Origin of the sequence: Marihabitans asiaticum, assembly GCF_007828725.1 — a bacterium.
Lineage (GTDB): Bacteria > Actinomycetota > Actinomycetes > Actinomycetales > Dermatophilaceae > Marihabitans > Marihabitans asiaticum.
In genome coordinates, this window is the sequence record NZ_VIUW01000002.1 from 469317 (window position 1) to 489572 (window position 20256).

Genomic DNA, 20256 nt, shown 5'->3' on the forward strand with positions numbered 1-20256 from the left:
GCACTCGTCGATGAGCACGACCGGACGTGGCGGCCGGTCGAGGTGTGCGATACCGAGAGTACCTGCTACGCCCCGTACCGGTAACCGGCGGGTAACCGTGATCTACCGCACCCCGACGCGCGGCGGCCCGAACCCGAGGGGGCGGGTTCGGGCCGCTGCGGACGAAGGGGTGGGTCGAAAGGGGTAGGTCGAAGAGGGAGGGTCAGCGGTGGCGGAACTGCGGGGCGCGCTTCTCGGAGAAGGCCTGCATCCCCTCGGTGCGGTCCTCGAAGGCAAAGGCCGCCATGAAGGTCCGCCGCTCGAAGCGGATGCCCTCGGTGAGGGTGGACTCCAGCGCCACCTGCACCGCCTCCTTCGCCGCGTAGACGGCGGGCAGCGACTTCTCCGCGATGCCCGACGCGATCTCGCCGACCTGGTCCAGCAGCTCCTCGGTCGGCACGACCCGGGCGACCAGGCCCGACCGCTCGGCCTCCTCAGCGCCGATCTGGCGACCGGTGAGGATGAGGTCCATCGCCTTGGCCTTGCCGACCGCCCGGGTCAGCCGCTGCGAGCCGCCCATGCCGGGCAGGACCCCGAGGTTGATCTCGGGCTGGCCGAACTTCGCCGACTCCGCGGCGACGATGATGTCGCACATCATCGCGACCTCGCAGCCCCCGCCGAGGGCGTACCCGGAGACCGCGGCGATGGTCGGGGTGCGCAGCGCGCCGAACCGGTCCCACGCGGAGAACCAGTCCTTGACGTAGACATCGGCGTAGCTCTGCTCGAGCATCTCCTTGATGTCCGCGCCGGCGGCGAAGGCCTTCTGCGATCCGGTGACGACGATGCAGCCCACCTCGGGATCGGCGTCGAGCTCCTCGGCCGCGGCGACGAACTCGGTCATCAGCGCGTGGTTGAGCGCGTTGAGCGCCTTGGGGCGGTTGAGGGTGATCGTCGCGACGCGCCCGTCGCGGGAGACGACGATGTTCTCGTGGTCGGTCATGGGTGGTCTCGCTCCTTGCGGTGATCGGGTGTCAGGCGTCGTCGCGCAGCGTGGTGATGATCGAGCTGAAGTCGTGACCAGCATGCTCGGTCTCGCTCAGCCGCGCATAGAGGTCGGCGACGAGCTTGCCGACCTGGGCGTCCATCCCCGCCCGGTCGACCTCGGCCATCGCCAGGGTGAGGTCCTTGTGCATGAGCGAGGTGGCGAAGCCGCCCTCGTAGTCCCGGTTGGCCGGGCTCGCCGGGACCGGGCCGGGCACCGGGCAGTTCGTCTTCAACGCCCAGCACTGGGCGGCGGAGGTCGAGGCCACGTCGTAGAAGGCCTGGTGGGTCAGCCCGAGCTGCTCGCCGAGGACGAAGGCCTCGGCGACCCCGACCTGGGTGATCGCGAGCAGGAGGTTGTTGCACAGCTTGGCCGCCTGGCCGTTGCCGCTCTTGCCGCAGTGGACGACCTTGCCGGCCATCGGCTCGAGCACCGGCTGGGCTGCGGCCACGTCCTCGTCGCTGCCGCCGACCATGAAGGTCAGCGTCCCGGCCTCGGCGCCGACGACGCCTCCGGAGACCGGGGCGTCGATGAACCGGTGACCCGCGGCGTCGACCTTCTCCGCCGCCTGCCAGGCCAGCTCCGCCCCGGTGGTCGAGGTATCGATGAAGAGCGTGCCCGCCGTGGCAGCAGGCAGCACCTCGTCGTAGACCGAGAGCAGGACGTGCCCGTTGGGCAGGCTGGTCACCACGACCTCGGCCCCCTCGACCGCCGCGACGGCCGACTCGGCCACGCTCACCCCCTTCGCCGCCGCTGCCTCCCGCAGCTCGGCAACGGGGTCGAAGCCGGTGACCTCATGGCCCCCGGCCGCGAGGTTGGCCGCCATGTGGCCACCCATGTGGCCCAGGCCGATGAACGCGATCCTCATGGTCATCCCTTCGTCGTGAACGGAGTGTCGGGGAAGGTCAGCTCGTGCTCGCCGATCGGCGCGAAGAACTCCTCGACCCGGGCGGGCGAGACCTCGGCGAGCGTGCGGGGCGACCACTTCGGGTCGCGGTCCTTGTCGACGACCTGAGCGCGCACGCCCTCGACGAAGTCGTGCGAGTCGTGGCAGTGGTAGGCCATCCGGGCCTCCTGGCGCAGCGCCTCGCGCAGGTCGGTCATCCGGGCAGCCGAGCGAAGGGCGGAGAGCGTCACCTTGACGGAGGTGGGCGACTTCGCCTCGATGGTGTCCGCGGCGTCGGTCGCCTCCTCGGTGCCGAGCTGGCGCAGGCGCTGCACGATCGCCTCGGCGTCATCGCCGGCGTAGGCGGGGTCGAGCCACTCGCGGTCGGCGAGGAGCGGGGACTCCGGCGGGTCCTCGGCGACAGCGGCGACGGCCTGCTCCGGCTCGGTGTCGGCGAGCGAGGAGAGCAGGTCCTCGAGCTTGTCGCTGGGGACGTAGTGGTCCGCCAGGCCGATGGCGATACCGTCGCCGGCCCGCACCGACCCGGCGGTCAGCGCCAGGTGGGTACCGGTCTCACCGGGCGCGTGCCCGAGGAGGTAGGTGCCGCCGACATCGGGGACGAAGCCGATGCCGGTCTCGGGCATCCCGATCCTTGAGCGCTCGGTCACGACGCGCACGTCGCCGTGGGCGGAGATGCCGATGCCTCCGCCGAGGACGATCCCGTCCATGATCGCGACGTAGGGCTTGGGGTACTCCTTGATCAGCGCGTTGAGCTGGTACTCCTCGGTCCAGAACTCCTGCGCCTCCTCGCCGCCATCCTTGGCGTCCTTCCACAGCGCGACGATGTCGCCGCCGGCGCACAGACCCCGCTCCCCCGCCCCGGTCACGACGACCCACTCGACGGAGTCGTCGGTGGCCCACTCGCGCAGCTGGGCGGTCATGAGACGGACCATCTCGGTCGTCAGGGCGTTGATCGCCTTGGGGCGGTTGAGCACCACGTGGCCCGCCCGCCCGTCACGGCGGAAAAGGATCGGCGCCTCGTCGGGCCCGGGACTCTGCTCGGTCATCGGCGTCCTTTCACCAGCGATCGTGCGAGCACGACCTGCATGATCTCGTTGGTCCCCTCGAGGATCTGGTGCACGCGCAGGTCGCGCACGATCTTCTCCACGCCGTACTCCCACAGGTAGCCGTACCCGCCGAAGAGCTGGAGGGCGGAGTTGGCCACCTCGAAGCAGGAGTCGGTGACGAATCGCTTGGTCATCGCGCAGGTCGCGCTCGCGCCCGGCGCACCCGCGTCGAGGGCGTCGGCGGCGTCGTGGAGCATGAGCCGAGAAGCGTGCAGCTTCGTCGCCATGTCGGCCAGGGCGAACTGGAGCGACTGCTGCTCGATGAGTGGGCCGCCGAAGGCCTCGCGGGTGCGCAGGTGGGCCAGCGCCGCATCGAAGGCGGCCTGCGCGCCGCCGAGGGAGCAGGCCGCGATGTTGAGCCGGCCCCCGTCCAGCCCCCGCATCGCGATCGCGAAGCCCTGCCCCTCCTCGCCGAGGAGGTGGTCGGCGGGCACGTGCACCCCGTCGAGGACCACCTCTCGGGTGGGCTGGGCGTTCCAGCCCATCTTGGCCTCGTTCGCCCCGAAGGAGAGGCCCTCGGCGTCCGCGGGCACGACGAAGGCGGACACCCCCTTCGCCCCTGAGCCGCCGGTGCGCGCCATGACGACGTAGACCGCCGACGTGCCCGCGCCGGAGATGAACTGCTTCGCTCCGTCGAGCATGTACCCGTCGTCGACCGCGCGCGCCGTGGTGCGCAGCGCGGCGGCGTCGGAGCCAGCGCCTGCCTCGGTGAGGCAGTAGCTCGCCAGCTGGCCCATCGAGGCGAGCCCGGGGATCCAGCGCTCACGCTGCTCCTGCGTGCCAGCGGTGTCGATCATCGACGTCGCCATGTTGTGGATCGAGATGTAGGCGGCCACGGTGGGGCAGGCGGTCGCCAGCTGCTCGAAGATCCGGACGCCGTCGGCCCGGGTCAACCCCGAGCCACCGACGTCCTCGGCCACCCAGATCCCGCCGAGCCCGAGCTCGCCGGCGGCCTTCAGCACGTCGACCGGGAAGTGCTTGTCCCGGTCCCACTGCCCCGCGTGCGGGGCGATCTGGTCGTCGGCGAACTGCCGCACCATCGCCGAGAGCTCGGCGATGTCCTCGCTGGCGGCCATGTCAGCTCATCGTCGGGATGACGAAGCTGGCGCCCTCCCGGACCCCGGTCGGCCAGCTCTGGGTGACCGTCTTGGTCTTGGTGTAGAAGCGGAAGGCGTCCGTGCCGTGCTGGTTGAGGTCGCCGAAGCCGGAAGCCTTCCACCCACCGAAGGTGTAGTAGGCGATCGGCACGGGGATCGGGACGTTGACCCCGACCATGCCGGTCTCGACCCGGGTGGCGAAGTTGCGCGCGGTGTCGCCGTCGCGGGTGAAGATCGCCACGCCGTTGCCATACTCGTGCTCGGTCGGCAGGCGCAGCGCCTCTTCGTAGTCGTCGGCACGCACGATGCTCAGCACCGGGCCGAAGATCTCCTCGCGGTAGATCCGCATGTCGGAGGTGACGTTGTCGAAGAGGACAGGCCCGACGAAGAAGCCGTCCTCGTGGCCTTCGACGACGAGGTCGCGGCCGTCGTGGGCGAGCTCGGCGCCCTCGTCGATGCCGATCTGGATGTAGTCGAGGACCCGCTGCTTGGCCTCGGCGGTGACCATCGGCCCGTAGTCGCTGTCCTCGGCGAGCGAGGGTCCGACGGTGAGGTCGGCGATCCGCTCCGTGAGCTTGGCGACGAGCGCGTCGGCGGTCTCCTGACCCACCGGGACCGCCACCGAGATCGCCATGCACCGCTCGCCCGCCGAGCCGTAGCCGGCGCCGATGAGGGCGTCGGCGGCGTGGTCGAGGTCGGCGTCGGGCATGACGATCATGTGGTTCTTCGCCCCGCCGAAGCACTGCGCCCGCTTGCCGTACTTGGCGGCGTTCTCGTAGATGTAGTGCGCGATCGGGGTCGAGCCGACGAAGCCGACGGCCTTGACGTCGTCGTGCTCGAGCAGGGCGTCGACGGCGTCCTTGTCGCCGTTGACGACGTTGAGCACGCCCGCCGGCAGACCGGCCTCGAGGAAGAGCTCGGCGATGCGCAGCGGCACCGAGGGGTCACGCTCGGACGGCTTGAGCACCACGGCGTTGCCCGTCGCGAGGGCCGGGCCGATCTTCCACAGCGGGATCATCGCGGGGAAGTTGAAGGGGGTGATCGCGGCGACGACCCCGAGCGGCTGACGGATCGAGTAGACGTCGATGCCGGTGCCGACCCCGGTGGAGTACTCGCCCTTGAGCAGGTGCGGCGCGCCCGCGCAGAACTCGACGACCTCCAGGCCGCGCTGCCAGTCCCCCTTCGCGTCCGGGACGGTCTTGCCGTGCTCGCTGGACAACAGGGGCGCGAGCTCGTCCATGTTCTGGTGGGCGAGCTCGACGAACTTCAGCAGCACCCGCGCCCGGCGCTGGGGGTTCATCGCCGCCCACTCCGGCTGCGCCTTCTTGGCGCTCGCCACGGCGGCGTCGACCTCCTCGCGGCTGGCGAGGGGTACCTGCGCCGCGACGGTGCCGGCGGTCGGGTCGAAGACGTCGGCGGTCCGCCCGGAGGTCCCGGCGACGCGAGAGCCGTCGATGAAGTGCGAGAGGTCAGTCATGGTGGAGAACTTCCTTGTCCTGCGGGCTGGTCGCGGCACGGGTGTGTGCTGGGTCACCTCCACACTACGGGCGAAGGGGTGAGCCGGACCACCCGGCCCCTCCTCCCCCTTCGCGCACCTCCCCCTTCGCGCACCTCCCCCACGCCCACCCCCGGGCACACCAGATCCGAATCTCCCTAGGCGTTTGACCAGACGCCTAGGAAATATCCCGGGCGGCTGACAGAAACCTAGGGAGATTCGGATCTGTGGAGCGGGCGAAGGGGGGTGATCAGCCCTCGAAGGACTCCAGCTTCTCGTTCACCCGGCGGTGGGCCTCCCAGATCTCCTCGGGGAGGTCGCGGAACTGGCCGAGGTGCTCCTCGCGGTTGGCCATCTCCTCCTGCCAGCGCGCCTTGTCGATCGTCAGCACCGTGTCGAGGTCGGCCAGGGCCTGCTCGTCCAGGCCGTCGAGCAGGAGCTCCTCGCGCTTGGGGATGACTCCGACCGGCGTCTGCTGGCCCTCGACCTCGCCGGCGCGGTACTGCATGAGCCACACGAGCGGGCGAAGGTTCTCGCGGTAGCCCGGCCACAGGAAGCGACCGTCCTCTCCACGCTGGAACCAGTTGACATGGGCGAAGACCGGCTGGTTCTTCGCCCGGCCGATGACATCAAGCCAGTGCTGGGCGTAGTCACCCTCGCCGTAGCTGAGGAAGGGACGCATCGACATCGGGTCGTAGCGCAGCACGCCCTCCTTGCCGTCCGCGGCCGCGGTGGCCTCGGCGCCGAGGGTAAGGCCGTCGTAGACACCCTCAGCGGTGTCGTCCATCGCCCGGATGAGCGGCTCACGGTCACGGGTGCGACCGCCGAAGATGATGCCGTGGATCTCGACTCCCTTGGGGTCGTCGTAGTCCTTGGCGACGTTGGGCACCTGCTCCAGGGTGGTGGTGAAGCGGGAGTTGGGGTGGGCCCACGGGTCGTCGGCGTGCTCGGGGGCGCGGTCGGCGATGACCTCGCCCTTCCAGTCCATCCAGCCGTCGAGATCGGTCGGCTTTGGGCCCTTGCCCTCCCACCAGACGTCCTGCGTCTTCGGGTTGTAGGCGACGTTGGTGAAGATCGCCCCGGAGCCCGGCTGGATCGCGTCGATCGCCGTGGGGTTGGTCTTCTCGTTGGTGTCCTTGGCGACACCGAAGACGCCGTTCTCGGGGTTGAAGCCGCGCAGCACCCCGTCGCCGTCGACCCAGATCCAGGCGATGTCGTCGCCGTAGAACTCGACGTAGAAGCGGTCACCGAGCGCGTCGGGGGCGAGCGTCATCGCGAGGTTGGTCTTGCCCGAGGCGCTGGGGAAGCCGCCGGCGATGTTGTACTTCTTGCCCGTCTCCTTGTCGGTGATGCCAAGGAGCATGAACTGCTCGACGAGGAAGCCGTTCTTCCACCCGTCGTAGGAGGCCTGGCGCAGCCCGTGGGCGATCTTGCCGAGGAGGGCGTTGCCGCCGTAGCTGCTGCCGTAGTGCAGGATCGTGCGCTCGTCGGCGACGGTGACGAAGTTGCGCTTGTCCTCCGGCGTGCCCTGCTGGAGGTTCTCCAGGTCACCGGTGACGTGCACCGCCTTGACGAAGTTGTCGCCGAGGTCGTCGATCATCTCGATGCCGACCCGAGCCATCCGGATCATCTGCAGCACGACGCTGCGGTTGTCGGTGAGCTCGACACCAGCGGCCAGCTCGTCCAGGTCGCTGCCCTTGGGGGACATGAGGTAGGGGATGACGTACATCGTCTTGCCCTGCAGCGCCCCCTTCATCAGCTCCTCGACGACCGGACGGACCTGCGAGGACGGCTTCCAGTTGTTGTAGACGCCCCGGTCCTGCTCGTCTGCGGTGGCGACGATGGTGCGCTCCTCGGAGCGGGCGGTGTCCTTGCTGTAGCTGCGCGAGTAGTACATCCCCTCGCCGACCGGCTGCAGCTCACCGGCGTCGAGTCCCTCCTGCAGCAGGCGGGCGTCGTCGGAGGCACTGACGACCTCCATGCGCTCTGCCCCGGTGTGCTCCGCCCACTGGGTGACGAAGTCGATCACCGCCTGGTTCGTCACTCCGGCATCTGCCAGAGCCCTGTCCACGTCGGCCGTCGTACTCAACTTGTGCTCCGCCCTTCGGTTCGAAACGTCGCTACTCTGCGATGGCAGAGCACGGCGCCGACGAGGGGGTCCCCTCCGCTGTCCGCGACTCTGCTGAACCCACTCAACCACGCGGCCTCGCGCCCTAGCAGCCGGGGGCGAAGACGCGCCAAGAAGTGTGAGGGATCAGTCAGTCGCGGACCCGCGCTTGGCGAGCCGCCGCTCCACGAGACCGGCCAGCAACGACAGGGCGAAGTTGATGACGATGAAGATCACGGCCGCCATGACGAGCGGCTGGAGGGTGTTGCCTCCGGCCGCGAGGTTGCGGGCCGACCGGAGCAGCTCGGGGTAGGTGATGATCGCGCCGAGCGCGCTGTCCTTGAGCACGACGACGAGCTGGCTGATCAGCGACGGCAGCATCATCGTGATCGCCTGCGGCAGCTGGATCGTGCGCATCGTCTGAGCCGGGGTGAGACCGATGGACAGGCCCGCCTCGGCCTGGCCTCCCGGGAGCGACCCGACACCGGAGCGGACGAGCTCGGCGATCACCGCACCGTTGTAGAGGGTCAGCGCCGCGACGACGGCGACGAAGGGGTTGGTCGCCGGCTCGAAGATCCCCCGGTAGGCGAGGAAGTAGAAGAAGGCGATCATCATGATGAGCACGGGGATGCCGCGGAAGAACTCCACCACCGCCCCGCTGGCCCAGCGGATCACCCGGTGGTGGGACACCCGCCCCATGCCGAAGACGAGCCCGAAGGCGAGCGCGAGGACGATCGCGACACCAGCAGCCTTGAGCGTGCTCCAGATCCCGGGGAGGAAGGTGTACTCCCAGGCGCTGGCGGTGAACATTGCCGTCCACCGGTCTGCCTCGAGCTCCCCGCGCTCGCCGAGCCGCTGCAGCGCGATGACGACCAGGCCGAGCAGGACCAGCCCGGCGAGGACCGAGAGGAGCAGGTGCCGGCGCCGGGCCTTGGGGCCGGGTGCGTCGAAGAGGACCGAGGCGCTCATCGCTTGACCGCCACCTTCCGTGAGAGCGAGGTGAGTCCGACGCCGATCGGCAGGGTGATCGCGAGGAAGAAGAGCGCGATGAGGGCGAAGAGCTCCCAGATGAGGTCGGGGCGGAACTCGATCGCCTCGGCCATGAAGTACGAGGTCTGCGCGACACCGATGATCGTCGCGACCGTGGTGTTCTTGATCAACGCGATGGCGACCGAGGCCAGCGGGGCGACCGCGCCGCGGAAGGCTTGCGGGAGCACGATGTGGCGCAGCGACTGCCCGAAGCCGAGACCGATCGAGCGCGCCGCCTCGGCCTGCCCCACTGGGACCGTGTTGACCCCCGAGCGCAGCGCCTCGCACACGAAGGCCGCGTGGTAGACGGAGAGGCCGAAGATGGCCCATCGGACGGCCTCGTCGGTGAGGAAGGTCGGGCTGTTCTGGTCGGCGATCTGGATCCCGAGCCGGGTGCCGAGCACCGTGAGGGAGAAGAGCACGACGAGGGTCAGCGGGGTGTTGCGCACGACGTTGACGTACGCCGAGCCGACGACGTTGAGGATCCGGACCGGGCCGACGCGCATGATCGCCAGGAGGGTCCCGAGCACGAGGGCCCACAGGGCCGACCACAGCGACAGCTTGATGGTCATCCAGAACGCGGCCCAGACGTCGAACTGCTCGAAGAGCTCACGCACGGGTGCTCCTTCGTCGATAACGCGGTGGTGGGGCAGGTCGCAGGCGAAGGGGGTCAGGCGGGGCCTGACCCCCTTCGCCGGGCGGACTCAGGTCAGGAGCACTCGTCCTGCTCGGGCGGGTTGACCTCGGTGTCGACCTCGAAGTTCGCCGGGCCGAAGTTGGCGTCGACGGCCTTCTGCCACTCGCCGTCATCGACCATCTTGGTCAGCGCCTCGTTGATCTGCTGGCACATCTCGGTGTCGCCCTTCTTGATCCCGACGCCGTAGCGCTCCTCGGAGAAGGTGTTGCCGACGACCTCGAGCTTGCCCTTGTACTGCTCCTGGGCGGCGTAGCCGGCGAGGATGGTGTTGTCGGTGGTGAGGGCGTCGAGCTGACCGTTGACCAGTCCGTCGAGGCACTCGGAGTAGGTGTCGAACTCGCGCAGCTGCACGCCGGGCACCTCCTCCTGGACGTTCTTGGCCGAGGTCGAGCCGGAGACCGAGCACAGCCGCTTGCCGTCGAGGTCGTCGACGCCGGAGATGTCGGAGTCGGAGGTGACGAGCAGGTCCTGGCCGGCGATGAAGTACGGCCCGGCGAAGGAGACCTTCTCCTTGCGCTCGTCGGTGATCGAGTAGGTCGCGAAGATCATGTCGACCTGGCCGGTCTCGATGAGGGTCTCGCGCTGGGGGCTGGGCGCCTGGACGAACTCGACCTCCTTGCCCATCTCCTCCGCGACGTAGTTCGCGACGTCGACGTCGAAGCCGGAGTATTCGCCGCCCTCCTGGAAGCCCAGGCCGGGCTGGTCGAACTTGATGCCGACCTTCACGGTGTCGCCGGAGCCGCCGCCGTCACCGCCGGACCCCCCTTCGCTCTCGGAGTCGCCACCGCACGCCGAGAGGCCGAGGGCCAGCACGGCTGCCGAGCTGAGCGCGAGGATTCGCTGCTGCTTCATCGTCAATCTTCTCCTTGCGACCTCATGGGCCGGTTGTGGGGTGCTGCGGATCAGTGGGTGAGGATCTTGCCGAGGAAGTCCTTGGCACGCTCGCTCTGCGGGTTGGTGAAGAACTCCTCGGGCTCCGCGGTCTCGACGATCTCGCCGTCGGCCATGAAGACCACCCGGTGGGCGGCCTTGCGGGCGAAGCCCATCTCGTGGGTGACGACGATCATCGTCATCCCGGACTCGGCCAGCTCGACCATGACGTCGAGGACCTCGTTGATCATCTCCGGGTCCAGCGCCGAGGTCGGCTCGTCGAAGAGCATGATCTTGGGGTCCATCGCCAGGGAGCGGGCGATCGCCACGCGCTGCTGCTGGCCACCGGAGAGCTGGGCGGGGTACTTCGCGGCCTGGTGGGCGACCCCGACCCGCTCGAGCAGCTCCTTGGCCCGCTGCTGCGCGCCGGCCTTCTTCACGCCGCGCACCTTCATCGGCCCGAGGGTGACGTTCTGCAGGATCGTCTTGTGCGCGAAGAGGTTGAACGCCTGGAACACCATGCCGACGTCGGAGCGCAGCCGCGCGAGAGCCTTGCCCTCCTGCGGCAGCTCCTCGCCGTCGATGGTGATCGTGCCGGACTCGATGGTCTCGAGCCGGTTGATCGCCCGGCACAGCGTGGACTTGCCCGACCCCGACGGACCGATGACGACGACGACCTCACCGGGGGCGACGGTGAGGTTGATGTCCTTGAGGACGTGCAGGTCGCCGAAGTACTTGTTGACTCCGTCGAGGACGACGAGGGGTTCGGCCATGGCGGAGAACCTAACCCGCCGCGGGCCGCAGTGAAGCACGCCACAGGGCGGCTGTTGCAAAAGCGATACCTGCTGCGGTCGGTCAGCGGCTGGTCACCTCGCGAACCCACTCGCTGCAGTCCGCCTCGGCGCTCAGCCCGACCAGGTGCAGCAGGCCTGGATCGGCACCTGGTGCGCGCAGGCGATGAGTCCATCGGAGACCACCGCCTCGCTACCGCCTCGATCCCAAGCAAGGAAAACCCTCGTCAGGTAGGGCTCAGGACGATCGCGTGGCCACAGTCCTGGACATGGGACGACCCCCGGGCGACATCACGTCGCGCGGGGGCCGTCTCGCAAAGCGCGCCCGTAGGGATTCGAACCCCAAACCTTCTGATCCGTAGTCAGATGCTCTATCCGTTGAGCTACGGGCGCCCGCTGCGCCCTGCGCAGCGAGGAGCAACGATACAGGGCGCTCCCCCCTTCGCCGAAATCGGCGGCGTTCGCCACCAAAGCGGGCGAAGGGGGTGACCCGGCGCCGCGTCAGGAGGCAGCGGCCTCCTCGCGGGCGCGGCCCGCGGCGATCATGTCCTCGCGGGAGACGACCTTGATCCGCTCGCGGCCAGCCTGCTCCCCGAGGGCGACCTCGTGGGCGTCGAGCCGCTCCCAGTCGTCCCAGAGGGTCGGCTCGCCCCCTGCGGAGCGCAGCTCGGCGAGGATCGCGTCGGGGTCGCTCACCTCGGGCGCGGGCAGGGCGTCGAGGTCCTCGAGCAGGCACTGGATGGTCTCGGACGCGTCGGACTTGGTGTGGCCGATGAGGCCCACCGGACCGCGCTTGACCCAGCCGGTGCAGTAGAGCGCCTCGACGCGTGCGCCGGACTCGTCGAGCACGCGGCCCGCCTCGTTGGAGATGACGTGCGCGGAGCTGTCGAAGGGGACGCCCTCCAGCGCGCTGGAGCGGTAGCCGACCGCGCGGTAGACCGCCTGGACCGGCCAGTCGGTCATCTCGCCGGTGCCCACGACGCCGCCGTTGCCGTCCAGCTCCATCCGCTCGGTTCGCAGCCCGACGACCTTGCCGTCCTCGCCGATCACCTCGACCGGCGACTGGAGCATGTGCAGGTGGATCCGGTGCGGGGCGCCGGTGGGCTCGGCCTCGAGGTACTTCATCACCGTGTTGACGACGAGCTTGACGCTCTTGGTCTTGTTGATCGCCGCCTGGCCGGCCTCGTCGATCTCGAAGCCCTCGGGGGTGACGAGGACGTCGATGCTCGGGCTGTGGGAGAGCTCGCGCAGCTCCATCGGCGAGAACTTCAGCTGAGCCGGCCCGCGCCTGGCGAAGACGTGGACCTCCTTGGCCCGGTTGGCCTTCAGCCCTTGATAGACGTTCTCGGGGATCTCGGTGCTCAGCTGCTCGTCGGCGGGCTTGGCGAGCATCCGAGCGACGTCCAGCGCAACGTTGCCAGCGCCGATCACCGCGACCTGCTCGGCCTCCAGCGGCCAGTCGCGCGGGTAGTCGGGGTGACCGTCGTACCAGGAGACGAAGTCGGCCGCGCCATGGCTACCGTCGAGCTCGATCCCTGGGATGGAGAGGTCTCGGTCGGCGACGGCGCCGGTGGCGAAGATCACGGCGTCGTAGTGCCGCTGCAACGTCTCGAGGGTGATGTCCCGCCCGAAGGTGACGTTGCCGATGAAGCGGATCCGCTCCCCGCTGAGCACCCGGCGCAGCGCCTTGACGATCTCTTTGATCCGCGGGTGGTCGGGGGCGACACCGTAGCGGACGAGGCCGTAGGGCGCAGGCAGCCGGTCGAAGATGTCGACCTGGGCGCCTTCGTGCTCCTTGGTGAGGATGTCCGAGGCATAGATGCCCGCCGGTCCGGCACCGATGACAGCAACACGCAGGTCGCGCATGATCACTCTTTCGCGATGGTCGAGGACGCCGGGGCTCGACCCGACGACTGTCCAACTGATAAGGCTACCCTTATCCCCCTTCGGTTGTCAGATCGCACCCCCGGCCTCCGACTGGTGTCTCGCGGGTACGGCGACAGAAGTGCGTGGGCGGGCAACCACTCCCCCGAGATCTCGGGTCGCACCCACGCGCGGCTCCGGACCTCTGTCGTCGTACCCGCGGGTAGCTGGCAGGTCACGGCCCGGCGGCGGCGCGGCCGCACAGGATCCGCACAGGCAAGTCATAGCCAGACCCGGTGTCGAGCCGCTTCACTGGGGTCATGAGCCAGCCCGCCACCGCCTCCCCACGCCTTGCCCGCGCCGACGGCAGCCCCGTGCGCGTCCTCGTCGTCGACGACGAAGCCAACCTCACCGAGCTGCTCGCGATGGCTCTGCGGTACGAGGGCTGGGAGGTGCGCACCGCGGACAACGGGACCGCCGCGGTGCGCGCGGCGAGGGACTTCGCCCCGGACGCGGTCGTGCTCGACATCATGCTCCCGGACATGGACGGCCTGAGCGTCCTGCGCCGGATGCGCGAGCACGACGAGGGCATCCCGGTGCTCTTCCTCACCGCCAAGGACGCCGTGGAGGACCGGGTCGCCGGCCTGACGGCGGGCGGAGACGACTACGTGACCAAGCCGTTCTCCCTCGAGGAGGTGGTCGCCCGGGTGCGGGCCCTCATGCGCCGCACGGCCGTCACCGCCGACGAGGGGAGGCCGGTGCTCGCCGTGGGCGACCTCACCCTCGACGAGGACAGTCACGAGGTGACCCGGGGCGGGGTCGAGATCGCCCTGACCGCGACCGAGTTCGAGCTGCTGCGCTATCTCATGCGCAACCCCCGGCGGGTGCTGAGCAAGGCCCAGATCCTCGACCGGGTGTGGAACTACGACTTTGGCGGCCAGGCCAACGTCGTCGAGCTCTACATCTCCTACCTGCGCAAGAAGATCGACGCCGGTCGCGAGCCGATGATCCACACCATGCGCGGGGCCGGGTATGTGCTCAAGCCGGCCGAGACCACCGAGCCGACCGGATGAACCCGCGCGGCTGGTCGCTCACCACCGCGCTCATCGCCTCGGTGGTGGCGCTCTTCGCGGTCGTCACCCTGCTCACCGGCGCGGCCACCGTGCTCGTGATGCGCCAGCAGCTCGTCCAGCAGATCGACGAGGAGATCACCCGCAGCGCGGCACCGGTCGCCGACGCCGACGGGCCCGCCTGGCAGAACCCGTGCAGCCCCGAGCGGCGTGGCCCGGCCGACTCGGCCCTCGTCGCCTGCTTCGCCGACGGGCTGGCTGCCGGCTACGTCGCCGACCGCGGGGAGCTGCGATCGCTCACCCCCGACCAGCTCGACGCCCTCGAGAGCGTCGACACGCGTCGCCGCCCCACGACGGTCGACGTCGAAGGGGTGGGTGACCACCGGGTCGTCTCCGTGCGCTCCGAGAACGGCACCCAGGTCGTCATCGGGGAATCCTTGGACCGGGCTACCAACGCCACCCGAGCCCTCCTGACGATCCTCGCCGCCACCTCCATCGCCGGCCTGGCGGCCACGGGCTTCATCGGGTCGTGGCTCATCCGGCGAGGGCTGCTCCCCCTTCGCCGGGTCGCCGCGACCGCCGAGCGGGTCTCCCACCAACGCCTCGACGCCGGCGAGGTCGCCCTCGCCGAGCGGGTCCCCGAGCAGGACACCGACCCCCGCACCGAGGTCGGACAGGTCGGTCTGGCGATCAACTCGATGCTCGACAACGTCGCCGGCGCGCTGCAGGCTCGGCAGCGCTCGGAGTCGCGGGTGCGCCGCTTCGTCGCCGACGCCAGCCACGAGCTGAGGACCCCTCTCGCCTCGATCCGCGGGTATGCCGAGCTCTCTCGACGCGAGCGCGAGCCGGTCCCCGAGTCGGTCCGCCATGGGCTGACCCGGATCGAGTCGGAGTCGCTGCGGATGCAGGGTCTCGTCGAGGACCTCCTGCTCCTCGCCCGCCTCGACGACGGCCGCCCGCTGCAGCGCGAGCCGGTCGACCTCACGATGCTGGCCGTGACCGCGGTGGGCGACCTCCAGGCCGCGTCGCCGGACCACCACTGGCGCCTCGACCTGCCCGACGAGCCGGTCGAGGTCGTCGGCGACGCCGACCGGCTGCGGCAGGTCCTCGTCAACCTCCTCGGCAACGCCCGACGGCACACGCCGGAGGGCACGACGGTCACGACCGCGCTGCGGGCCGACAGCGACCAGGTGACGCTGACGGTGGCCGACGACGGCCCAGGCATCCCCGCACAGCTGCAGCCGGAAGCCTTCGAGCGGTTCACCCGCGGCGACGACAGCCGAAACCGGGCGGGCGGGTCCACCGGTCTCGGCCTGAGCATCGTCCGCTCGGTCACCGAGGCCCACGGCGGCAGCGTCGAGCTGCGCTCGGAGCCGGGCTCGACCGTCTTCACCGTCCGGCTCCCGGCGCCGCGACCCTAGGTCGTTACGCTCCAGTCATGCCTCGCCGCCGCACCGTCGCTCTGCTGGCGGCTGCGCTCGTCGCGGGGCCGGCGGCCTGCTCGACGGAGTCCGAGGACACCCTGACCGTCCTCGCCGCGGCGAGCCTGCGCACCCCCTTCGACGCGATCGTCGCCGACTACCAGCGCGACCACCCGGGCACGACGGTGCGCGTCTCCTACGCCGGGTCGGCCGACCTCGCCGCCCAGGTCCGTGAGGGGGCGCCCGCCGACGTCCTCGCCACCGCCGACGAGGTAACGATGGCGGGCGTGGTCGACGCGGGGCTCGCCGAGGCGCCCGAGGTCTTCGCGACGAACTCGATGGCCGTGGTCACTCCCGAGGGCAACCCGGCCGGCGTGGAGTCGCTGACCGACCTGGCGAAGGGGGATCTCGACCTCGTCGTCTGCGCCCCCCAGGTGCCGTGCGGTGCGGCCGCGCTGCGGGTCGCCGAGGCGGCGGGGTTCCCCCTTCGCCCCGTGTCGGAGGAGAACAAGGTCACCGACGTCCTGGCCAAGGTGCGCGCCGGGGAGGCCGATGCCGGGATCGTCTACGTCAGCGACGCCGCGCAGGGCGGGGTGGAGACCATCTCGATCCCGCCCGAGCACAACACCACCACCCGGTACCCCGTCGCCCGGCTCGCCGGCAGCGAGCACGTGCAGGCCGCCGACGAGCTCGTCGCCGCCACCGTCGCCGACGGCACAGGGCGCGGCGCGGGCCACCTCGAGGCGGCGGGCTTTGGCGCGCCCTGACCCGCTCGGCGTGCCACGGCTGGCGCTCCTGCCGGCGGGTCTCGCGGCCCTCCTCCTCGCGGCGCCGGTGCTGGCGATGCTCCTTCGGCTCGACCTCTCCGACCTGCCGGCGCTGCTCACCTCCGCCACGGCGGTCGACGCACTGCTGCTGTCGCTGCGCACCGCGGCGAGCTCGACCGTCCTGTGCCTCGTGCTCGGGGTACCGCTGGCCCTGGCCCTGGCCCGGGTGCGCGCCTTCGACAACCTCGTCGTGCGGACCCTGGTCCTTCTCCCCCTCGTCCTGCCGCCGGTCGTCGCCGGCATCGCGCTGCTCTCCTTCTTCGGTCGGCAGGGACTGCTTGGCGCCCACCTGGACGCTGCCGGGATCCGGGTGGCCTTCTCGACCGTCGCGGTGGTGCTGGCCCAGACCTTCGTCTCGCTGCCCTTCCTCGTCGTCAGCCTCGACGGGGCGTTGCGGGCCGTCGGGGGGCGGCACGAGCCGGTGGCCGCCACGCTCGGCGCCTCCCCGTGGTTCGTGCTGCGGCGGGTCACCCTCCCCCTGGTCCGGCCGGCGCTCGTGTCGGGCACGGTGCTCGCCTTCGCCCGCGCGCTCGGGGAGTTCGGCGCGACGCTCACCTTCGCCGGGTCGCTGCAAGGGGTGACGCGCACGCTGCCGCTGGAGATCTACCTCGCGCGGGAGAGCGACCCCGACGCCGCGGTGGCGCTGTCGGTGCTGCTCGTGCTCGTCGCGGCGGTCGCCATGGCCCTCGCCCGGCCGGACCTGCGCCGATGACCGGGCTCGAGGTCCGGCTGGACGACCCCGACCGCGGCGTAGCGGTCGACCTGCGGGTGCCGGCGGGCACGACGACGGCGTTGCTGGGGCCCAACGGCGCCGGCAAGACGACCGTCCTCAGCGCGATCGCCGGCATCCACCACCCAGGAACCCCGGTGCGGGTCGACGGACGGGACCTCACCGGGCTGGCGGCGCACCGGCGCGGCATCCCGCTGCTCTCGCAGGACCCGCTGCTCCTGCCGCACCTCACCGCCCTCGACAACGTCGCCTTCGGGCCCGCTGCCCGTGGCCGGCGAAGGGGGGAATCCCGCCGCGTCGCGCGGGACTGGCTCGAGCGGGTCGGGGCCGGCCATCTGGCCGACCGGCCTCCGGGGGAGCTCTCCGGTGGTCAGGCGCGGCGGGTGGGGCTGGCCCGAGCGCTGGCGACCGAGCCGTCGGCGATGATCCTCGACGAGCCCCTCGCGGCGCTGGACGTCGACGCGAGCGCCGAGCTCCGCCGGGTCCTGCGGGAGGCGCTGGAGGGAGTGACCTGCGTCATCGTCACCCATGACGTCGTCGACGTCGCCCTGCTCGCCGATCACGCTGTCGTGCTCGTCGACGGGCGGGTGGTCGAGGACCGGCCGGTGGCCGACCTCCTCGCGGCACCGCGCACCCCCTTCGCCGCTGGTCTGGTCGGCACCAACCTCGTCCGCGGGGTCCTCACCTCAGACTCCACCCTGGTCACCGACGCCGGGGTGACCATCGCCGGCGTGCCCGCGAGCGGCTGCGCGCTCGGCGACCAGGTGGTCGCCACCTTCCGGCCGGACGCGGTCGCCGTGCACACCGAGGCGCCGGGCGGTAGTCCCCGCAACCGCCTGAGCGGTGAGGTGCTCGGGATCGAGCCGGCGGGAGGGTCGTTGCGGCTGCGAGCGGGCACCGGCGCCGGGACGCTCATCGCCGACGTGACAGCCGGCGCCGTCGCCGAGCTCGGGCTGCACCCGGGTGACCGGGTACAGCTCACGGTCAAGGCCACCGCGGTGGCGATCCACCCCGCGTGAGGTCTGCCCCTCCCCATCACGCTTGCTACCACGCAGTACTGGTCGTGATCACGACCAGTACTGCGTGGTAGCAAGCGAGGGGAGCGTGGGCCGTGCGGCTCTGGTCTGCTCTGCGCGACCCCGCCCCGAGATGCAGCAGACCCCCGGGCCGAGGGCCCGGGGGTCTGGCGATGCCGCGTGACATCACGCTGCGGAGGTGGAGGGATTTGAACCCTCGATGGGCGGTTAGCCCAAACCGCATTAGCAGTGCGGCGCCATAGACCGGACTAGGCGACACCTCCCGGCAACCCGGACAGGTTAGCCCCCGGCCCGGTCCGGCTCCAAAGCGGTCAGCCGCAGATGTCCTCGGTGGCCTGACGGGTCTCGATCTCGCCGTCCTTCGGCGGCGCCGACACCGACGGGGAGGGCACGGGCTCGTCGCCGACCCGGTTGTCCACCTCAATCGCGTTGGCCGCTCCCTTGCCCAGGACGACCACGACGACATCGTCGAGCGTCTTGTCCTGCACCAGGGAGGCCCCGGGGTAAGCGGCCGCGACTGTGCGCGCCGCGTCCTTTCGTCCCGGGGCGTGCCGGACCGTGACTCCCTCGGCCTCGCCGGTGGGCGCCGCCGATCCCACGCTCGCGGTGAAGCCCTGCACGCTCAGCGCGGCGACCTCCTGGCCAGCGAGGCCCTCGGCGGTGGTGTCGTTGACCACCGAGACCGAGATCTCCCGCGGGCTCACCGTGAGCGGCTCCTCGGGAGTCTCCGGTTCCTTCTTGTCCTGGGTGCCGGGCAGCGGGGAGTCGGTGCGGACCGCGTCCCACAGCGCGGCGGCCTTCTTCTCCTTCCACACCACCCGGTTGGGGTCCTTCGCGTACGGCTCGGTCGGCACCGTGACGAAGGTGAGGTTGCTGATCCCGAAGTCGCGCAGGCTCTGGGCGATCTGACGCATCCTGTTCAGCGAGAGGTCCTCATCGGCCGTCATCGACCGGGTCGCGGCGTCGAGGAAGGAGTAGAGACGGTCTGGTCGCAGCAGCAGCGAGGACTCCGTCGCCTGCTGGGCCATCGAGGACATGAAGGCCTGCTGACGCTTGATCCGACCGAGGTCCGAGCCGTCGCCCAAGGACTTGCGAGCCCGTACATAGCCGAGCGCGTCCTTGCCGTCGAGCCGCTGCCGTCCAGCGGGCAGGTCGATCTGCGCGTCCTCGTCCTTGACCGCATCAGGCAGGCAGACCTCGACCCCTCCCAGTCCGTCCACCATCGACTGGAATCCGGCGAAGTCGATGACGACGACGTGATCGACGTAGACGCCGGTCACCCCTTCGAGGGTCTTGACGGTGCAGGCCGGCCCGCCCTGGTTGAAGTTGTAGTTCCACTGACGCATCTCGCCGTCGGCCACCGTTGACGCGGGGTCCGAGCAGTCCTTCGGCGCCATCGTCATCGAGTCCCTCGGGATCGAGACGACATAGGCGGACTTCCGGTCTGCCCCGATGTGCACGAGGAGGTTGGTGTCGGAGTGGGCGCCGCCCTCGACCGTGTCCGTCCCGTACTCGTCGGTCCCAATCCCTTCGCGGGTGTCCGAGCCGATGACCAGGATGTTCAGCGGCCCGTCCGGTCCTCCACTGTTCTCCGGTCGCGGTCCGGCTCCAGAGCCGATGTCGAAGCGGGTGATGTTGCCGTTGAGCTTGGCCCCGACCAGACCGAGCAGGCCGACGACGAGCGCGACCGCCACCGCGACGGCGACGGCAGCACGGCGGGTCCTCGGGTGCGAGGAGGCGCGAGGCGTCGACCCGCGCTCGCCCACCGGGTCGTCGACACCCATGTCACCAGGTCCCGGTGAGCGGTCGGTGGGCCCGGCTGGCCCTTAGGGGAGGTCGTATTGGCATCGCCTGGAGAGCATACCCAGGCCGGTCGGGAGCTATCCGGGAACTCCTGAACCGGGGCGGGGCACGACGAAGGCCCCCGGCGTCGACGCCGGGGGCCTTCGGGAGAAGTCGTTCGCTGCCGTCTCAGACGGGGCGGACGCGGTCGGCCTGGGGGCCCTTGGGGCCCTCGGTGACCTCGAACTCGACGCGCTGCGCCTCGTCGAGGCTGCGGTAGCCGGTGGTGTCGATGGCGGAGTAGTGAACGAACACGTCGGGGCCGCCGCCGTCCTGGGCAATGAAACCAAAGCCCTTCTCAGCGTTGAACCACTTAACGGTGCCCTGAGCCATGGGGTGAATCTAC

At 70.4% G+C, this 20256-nt stretch carries 18 protein-coding genes and 2 tRNA genes; 5 read left to right on the forward strand and 15 right to left on the reverse strand.

Annotated features, from left to right (window positions below):
- Positions 1-202 precede the first annotated feature (202 nt).
- The 12 genes from FB557_RS06775 to FB557_RS06830 all read right to left on the reverse strand — a co-directional run bounded on the left by FB557_RS06775 (position 203) and on the right by FB557_RS06830 (position 12986).
- The gene (locus FB557_RS06775) at positions 203-979 is read right to left on the reverse strand and encodes an enoyl-CoA hydratase (RefSeq protein WP_144856847.1); all 777 of its coding nucleotides are present in this window, start codon (positions 977-979) and stop codon (positions 203-205) included.
- 31 nt (positions 980-1010) lie between these two features.
- A complete protein-coding gene (gene mmsB / locus FB557_RS06780; RefSeq protein ID WP_425462982.1) occupies positions 1011-1889 on the reverse strand; it encodes a 3-hydroxyisobutyrate dehydrogenase in 879 nt (292 codons plus the stop codon).
- Positions 1890-1891: 2 nt separating this feature from the next.
- Positions 1892-2974 carry an enoyl-CoA hydratase/isomerase family protein gene (locus FB557_RS06785; RefSeq protein WP_144856849.1) on the reverse strand — a complete coding sequence of 361 codons (1083 nt, stop codon included), beginning with the start codon at positions 2972-2974 and terminating at the stop codon, positions 1892-1894.
- Positions 2971-4110: an acyl-CoA dehydrogenase family protein gene (locus FB557_RS06790; RefSeq protein ID WP_144856850.1), complete on the reverse strand. Its 1140-nt coding sequence runs from the start codon at positions 4108-4110 to the stop codon at positions 2971-2973. The genes FB557_RS06785 and FB557_RS06790 overlap by 4 nt, the downstream gene beginning before the upstream one ends.
- A 1-nt stretch (position 4111) precedes the next feature.
- Positions 4112-5608: a CoA-acylating methylmalonate-semialdehyde dehydrogenase gene (locus tag FB557_RS06795; protein WP_144856851.1), complete on the reverse strand. Its 1497-nt coding sequence runs from the start codon at positions 5606-5608 to the stop codon at positions 4112-4114.
- A gap of 268 nt (positions 5609-5876) precedes the next feature.
- Positions 5877-7697 (reverse strand): phosphoenolpyruvate carboxykinase (GTP), encoded by a 1821-nt coding sequence (locus FB557_RS06800; protein WP_281290046.1) that lies wholly within the window; start codon positions 7695-7697, stop codon positions 5877-5879.
- Positions 7698-7880: 183 nt separating this feature from the next.
- A complete protein-coding gene (locus FB557_RS06805; protein WP_144856853.1) occupies positions 7881-8702 on the reverse strand; it encodes an amino acid ABC transporter permease in 822 nt (273 codons plus the stop codon).
- Complete coding sequence (locus tag FB557_RS06810; RefSeq protein ID WP_144856854.1) at positions 8699-9379, reverse strand: amino acid ABC transporter permease; 681 nt, start codon at positions 9377-9379, stop codon at positions 8699-8701. Before FB557_RS06810 ends, FB557_RS06805 begins: the two co-directional genes overlap by 4 nt.
- A 92-nt stretch (positions 9380-9471) precedes the next feature.
- Positions 9472-10311 carry a glutamate ABC transporter substrate-binding protein gene (locus tag FB557_RS06815; protein ID WP_144856855.1) on the reverse strand — a complete coding sequence of 280 codons (840 nt, stop codon included), beginning with the start codon at positions 10309-10311 and terminating at the stop codon, positions 9472-9474.
- 50 nt (positions 10312-10361) lie between these two features.
- Positions 10362-11102 carry an amino acid ABC transporter ATP-binding protein gene (locus tag FB557_RS06820; protein WP_144856856.1) on the reverse strand — a complete coding sequence of 247 codons (741 nt, stop codon included), beginning with the start codon at positions 11100-11102 and terminating at the stop codon, positions 10362-10364.
- A 338-nt stretch (positions 11103-11440) separates the two neighbouring features.
- Positions 11441-11513, reverse strand: a tRNA-Arg gene (locus tag FB557_RS06825).
- Between the two features lie 108 nt (positions 11514-11621).
- A complete protein-coding gene (locus FB557_RS06830; RefSeq protein ID WP_144856857.1) occupies positions 11622-12986 on the reverse strand; it encodes an FAD-dependent oxidoreductase in 1365 nt (454 codons plus the stop codon).
- A gap of 317 nt (positions 12987-13303) precedes the next feature.
- Between FB557_RS06830 and FB557_RS06835 the strand changes: the two genes are divergently transcribed.
- The 5 genes from FB557_RS06835 to FB557_RS06855 are packed head-to-tail and all read left to right on the forward strand — an operon-like array spanning position 13304 to position 18050.
- Positions 13304-14056 carry a response regulator transcription factor gene (locus FB557_RS06835; protein ID WP_144856858.1) on the forward strand — a complete coding sequence of 251 codons (753 nt, stop codon included), beginning with the start codon at positions 13304-13306 and terminating at the stop codon, positions 14054-14056.
- Positions 14053-15474, forward strand: a complete 1422-nt coding sequence (locus tag FB557_RS06840; protein WP_144856859.1) for a sensor histidine kinase — start codon at positions 14053-14055, stop codon at positions 15472-15474. The genes FB557_RS06835 and FB557_RS06840 overlap by 4 nt, the downstream gene beginning before the upstream one ends.
- Before the next feature lie 17 nt (positions 15475-15491).
- Positions 15492-16241 (forward strand): molybdate ABC transporter substrate-binding protein, encoded by a 750-nt coding sequence (gene modA / locus FB557_RS06845; RefSeq protein WP_144856860.1) that lies wholly within the window; start codon positions 15492-15494, stop codon positions 16239-16241.
- A 10-nt stretch (positions 16242-16251) separates the two neighbouring features.
- A complete protein-coding gene (locus tag FB557_RS06850) occupies positions 16252-17013 on the forward strand; it encodes an ABC transporter permease (protein WP_246074522.1) in 762 nt (253 codons plus the stop codon).
- Positions 17010-18050, forward strand: coding sequence for a sulfate/molybdate ABC transporter ATP-binding protein (locus FB557_RS06855; RefSeq protein ID WP_144856861.1), 1041 nt, complete (start codon positions 17010-17012; stop codon positions 18048-18050). Before FB557_RS06850 ends, FB557_RS06855 begins: the two co-directional genes overlap by 4 nt.
- 191 nt (positions 18051-18241) lie before the next feature.
- Here the strand turns inward: FB557_RS06855 and FB557_RS06860 are convergent.
- The 3 genes from FB557_RS06860 to FB557_RS06870 form a co-directional block, all read right to left on the reverse strand.
- Positions 18242-18331, reverse strand: a tRNA-Ser gene (locus FB557_RS06860).
- A 48-nt stretch (positions 18332-18379) separates the two neighbouring features.
- The gene (locus tag FB557_RS06865; protein ID WP_144856862.1) at positions 18380-19852 is read right to left on the reverse strand and encodes an LCP family protein; all 1473 of its coding nucleotides are present in this window, start codon (positions 19850-19852) and stop codon (positions 18380-18382) included.
- Positions 19853-20039: 187 nt separating this feature from the next.
- Positions 20040-20243 (reverse strand): cold-shock protein, encoded by a 204-nt coding sequence (locus FB557_RS06870; RefSeq protein WP_144856863.1) that lies wholly within the window; start codon positions 20241-20243, stop codon positions 20040-20042.
- Between the last annotated feature and the right edge of the window lie 13 nt (positions 20244-20256).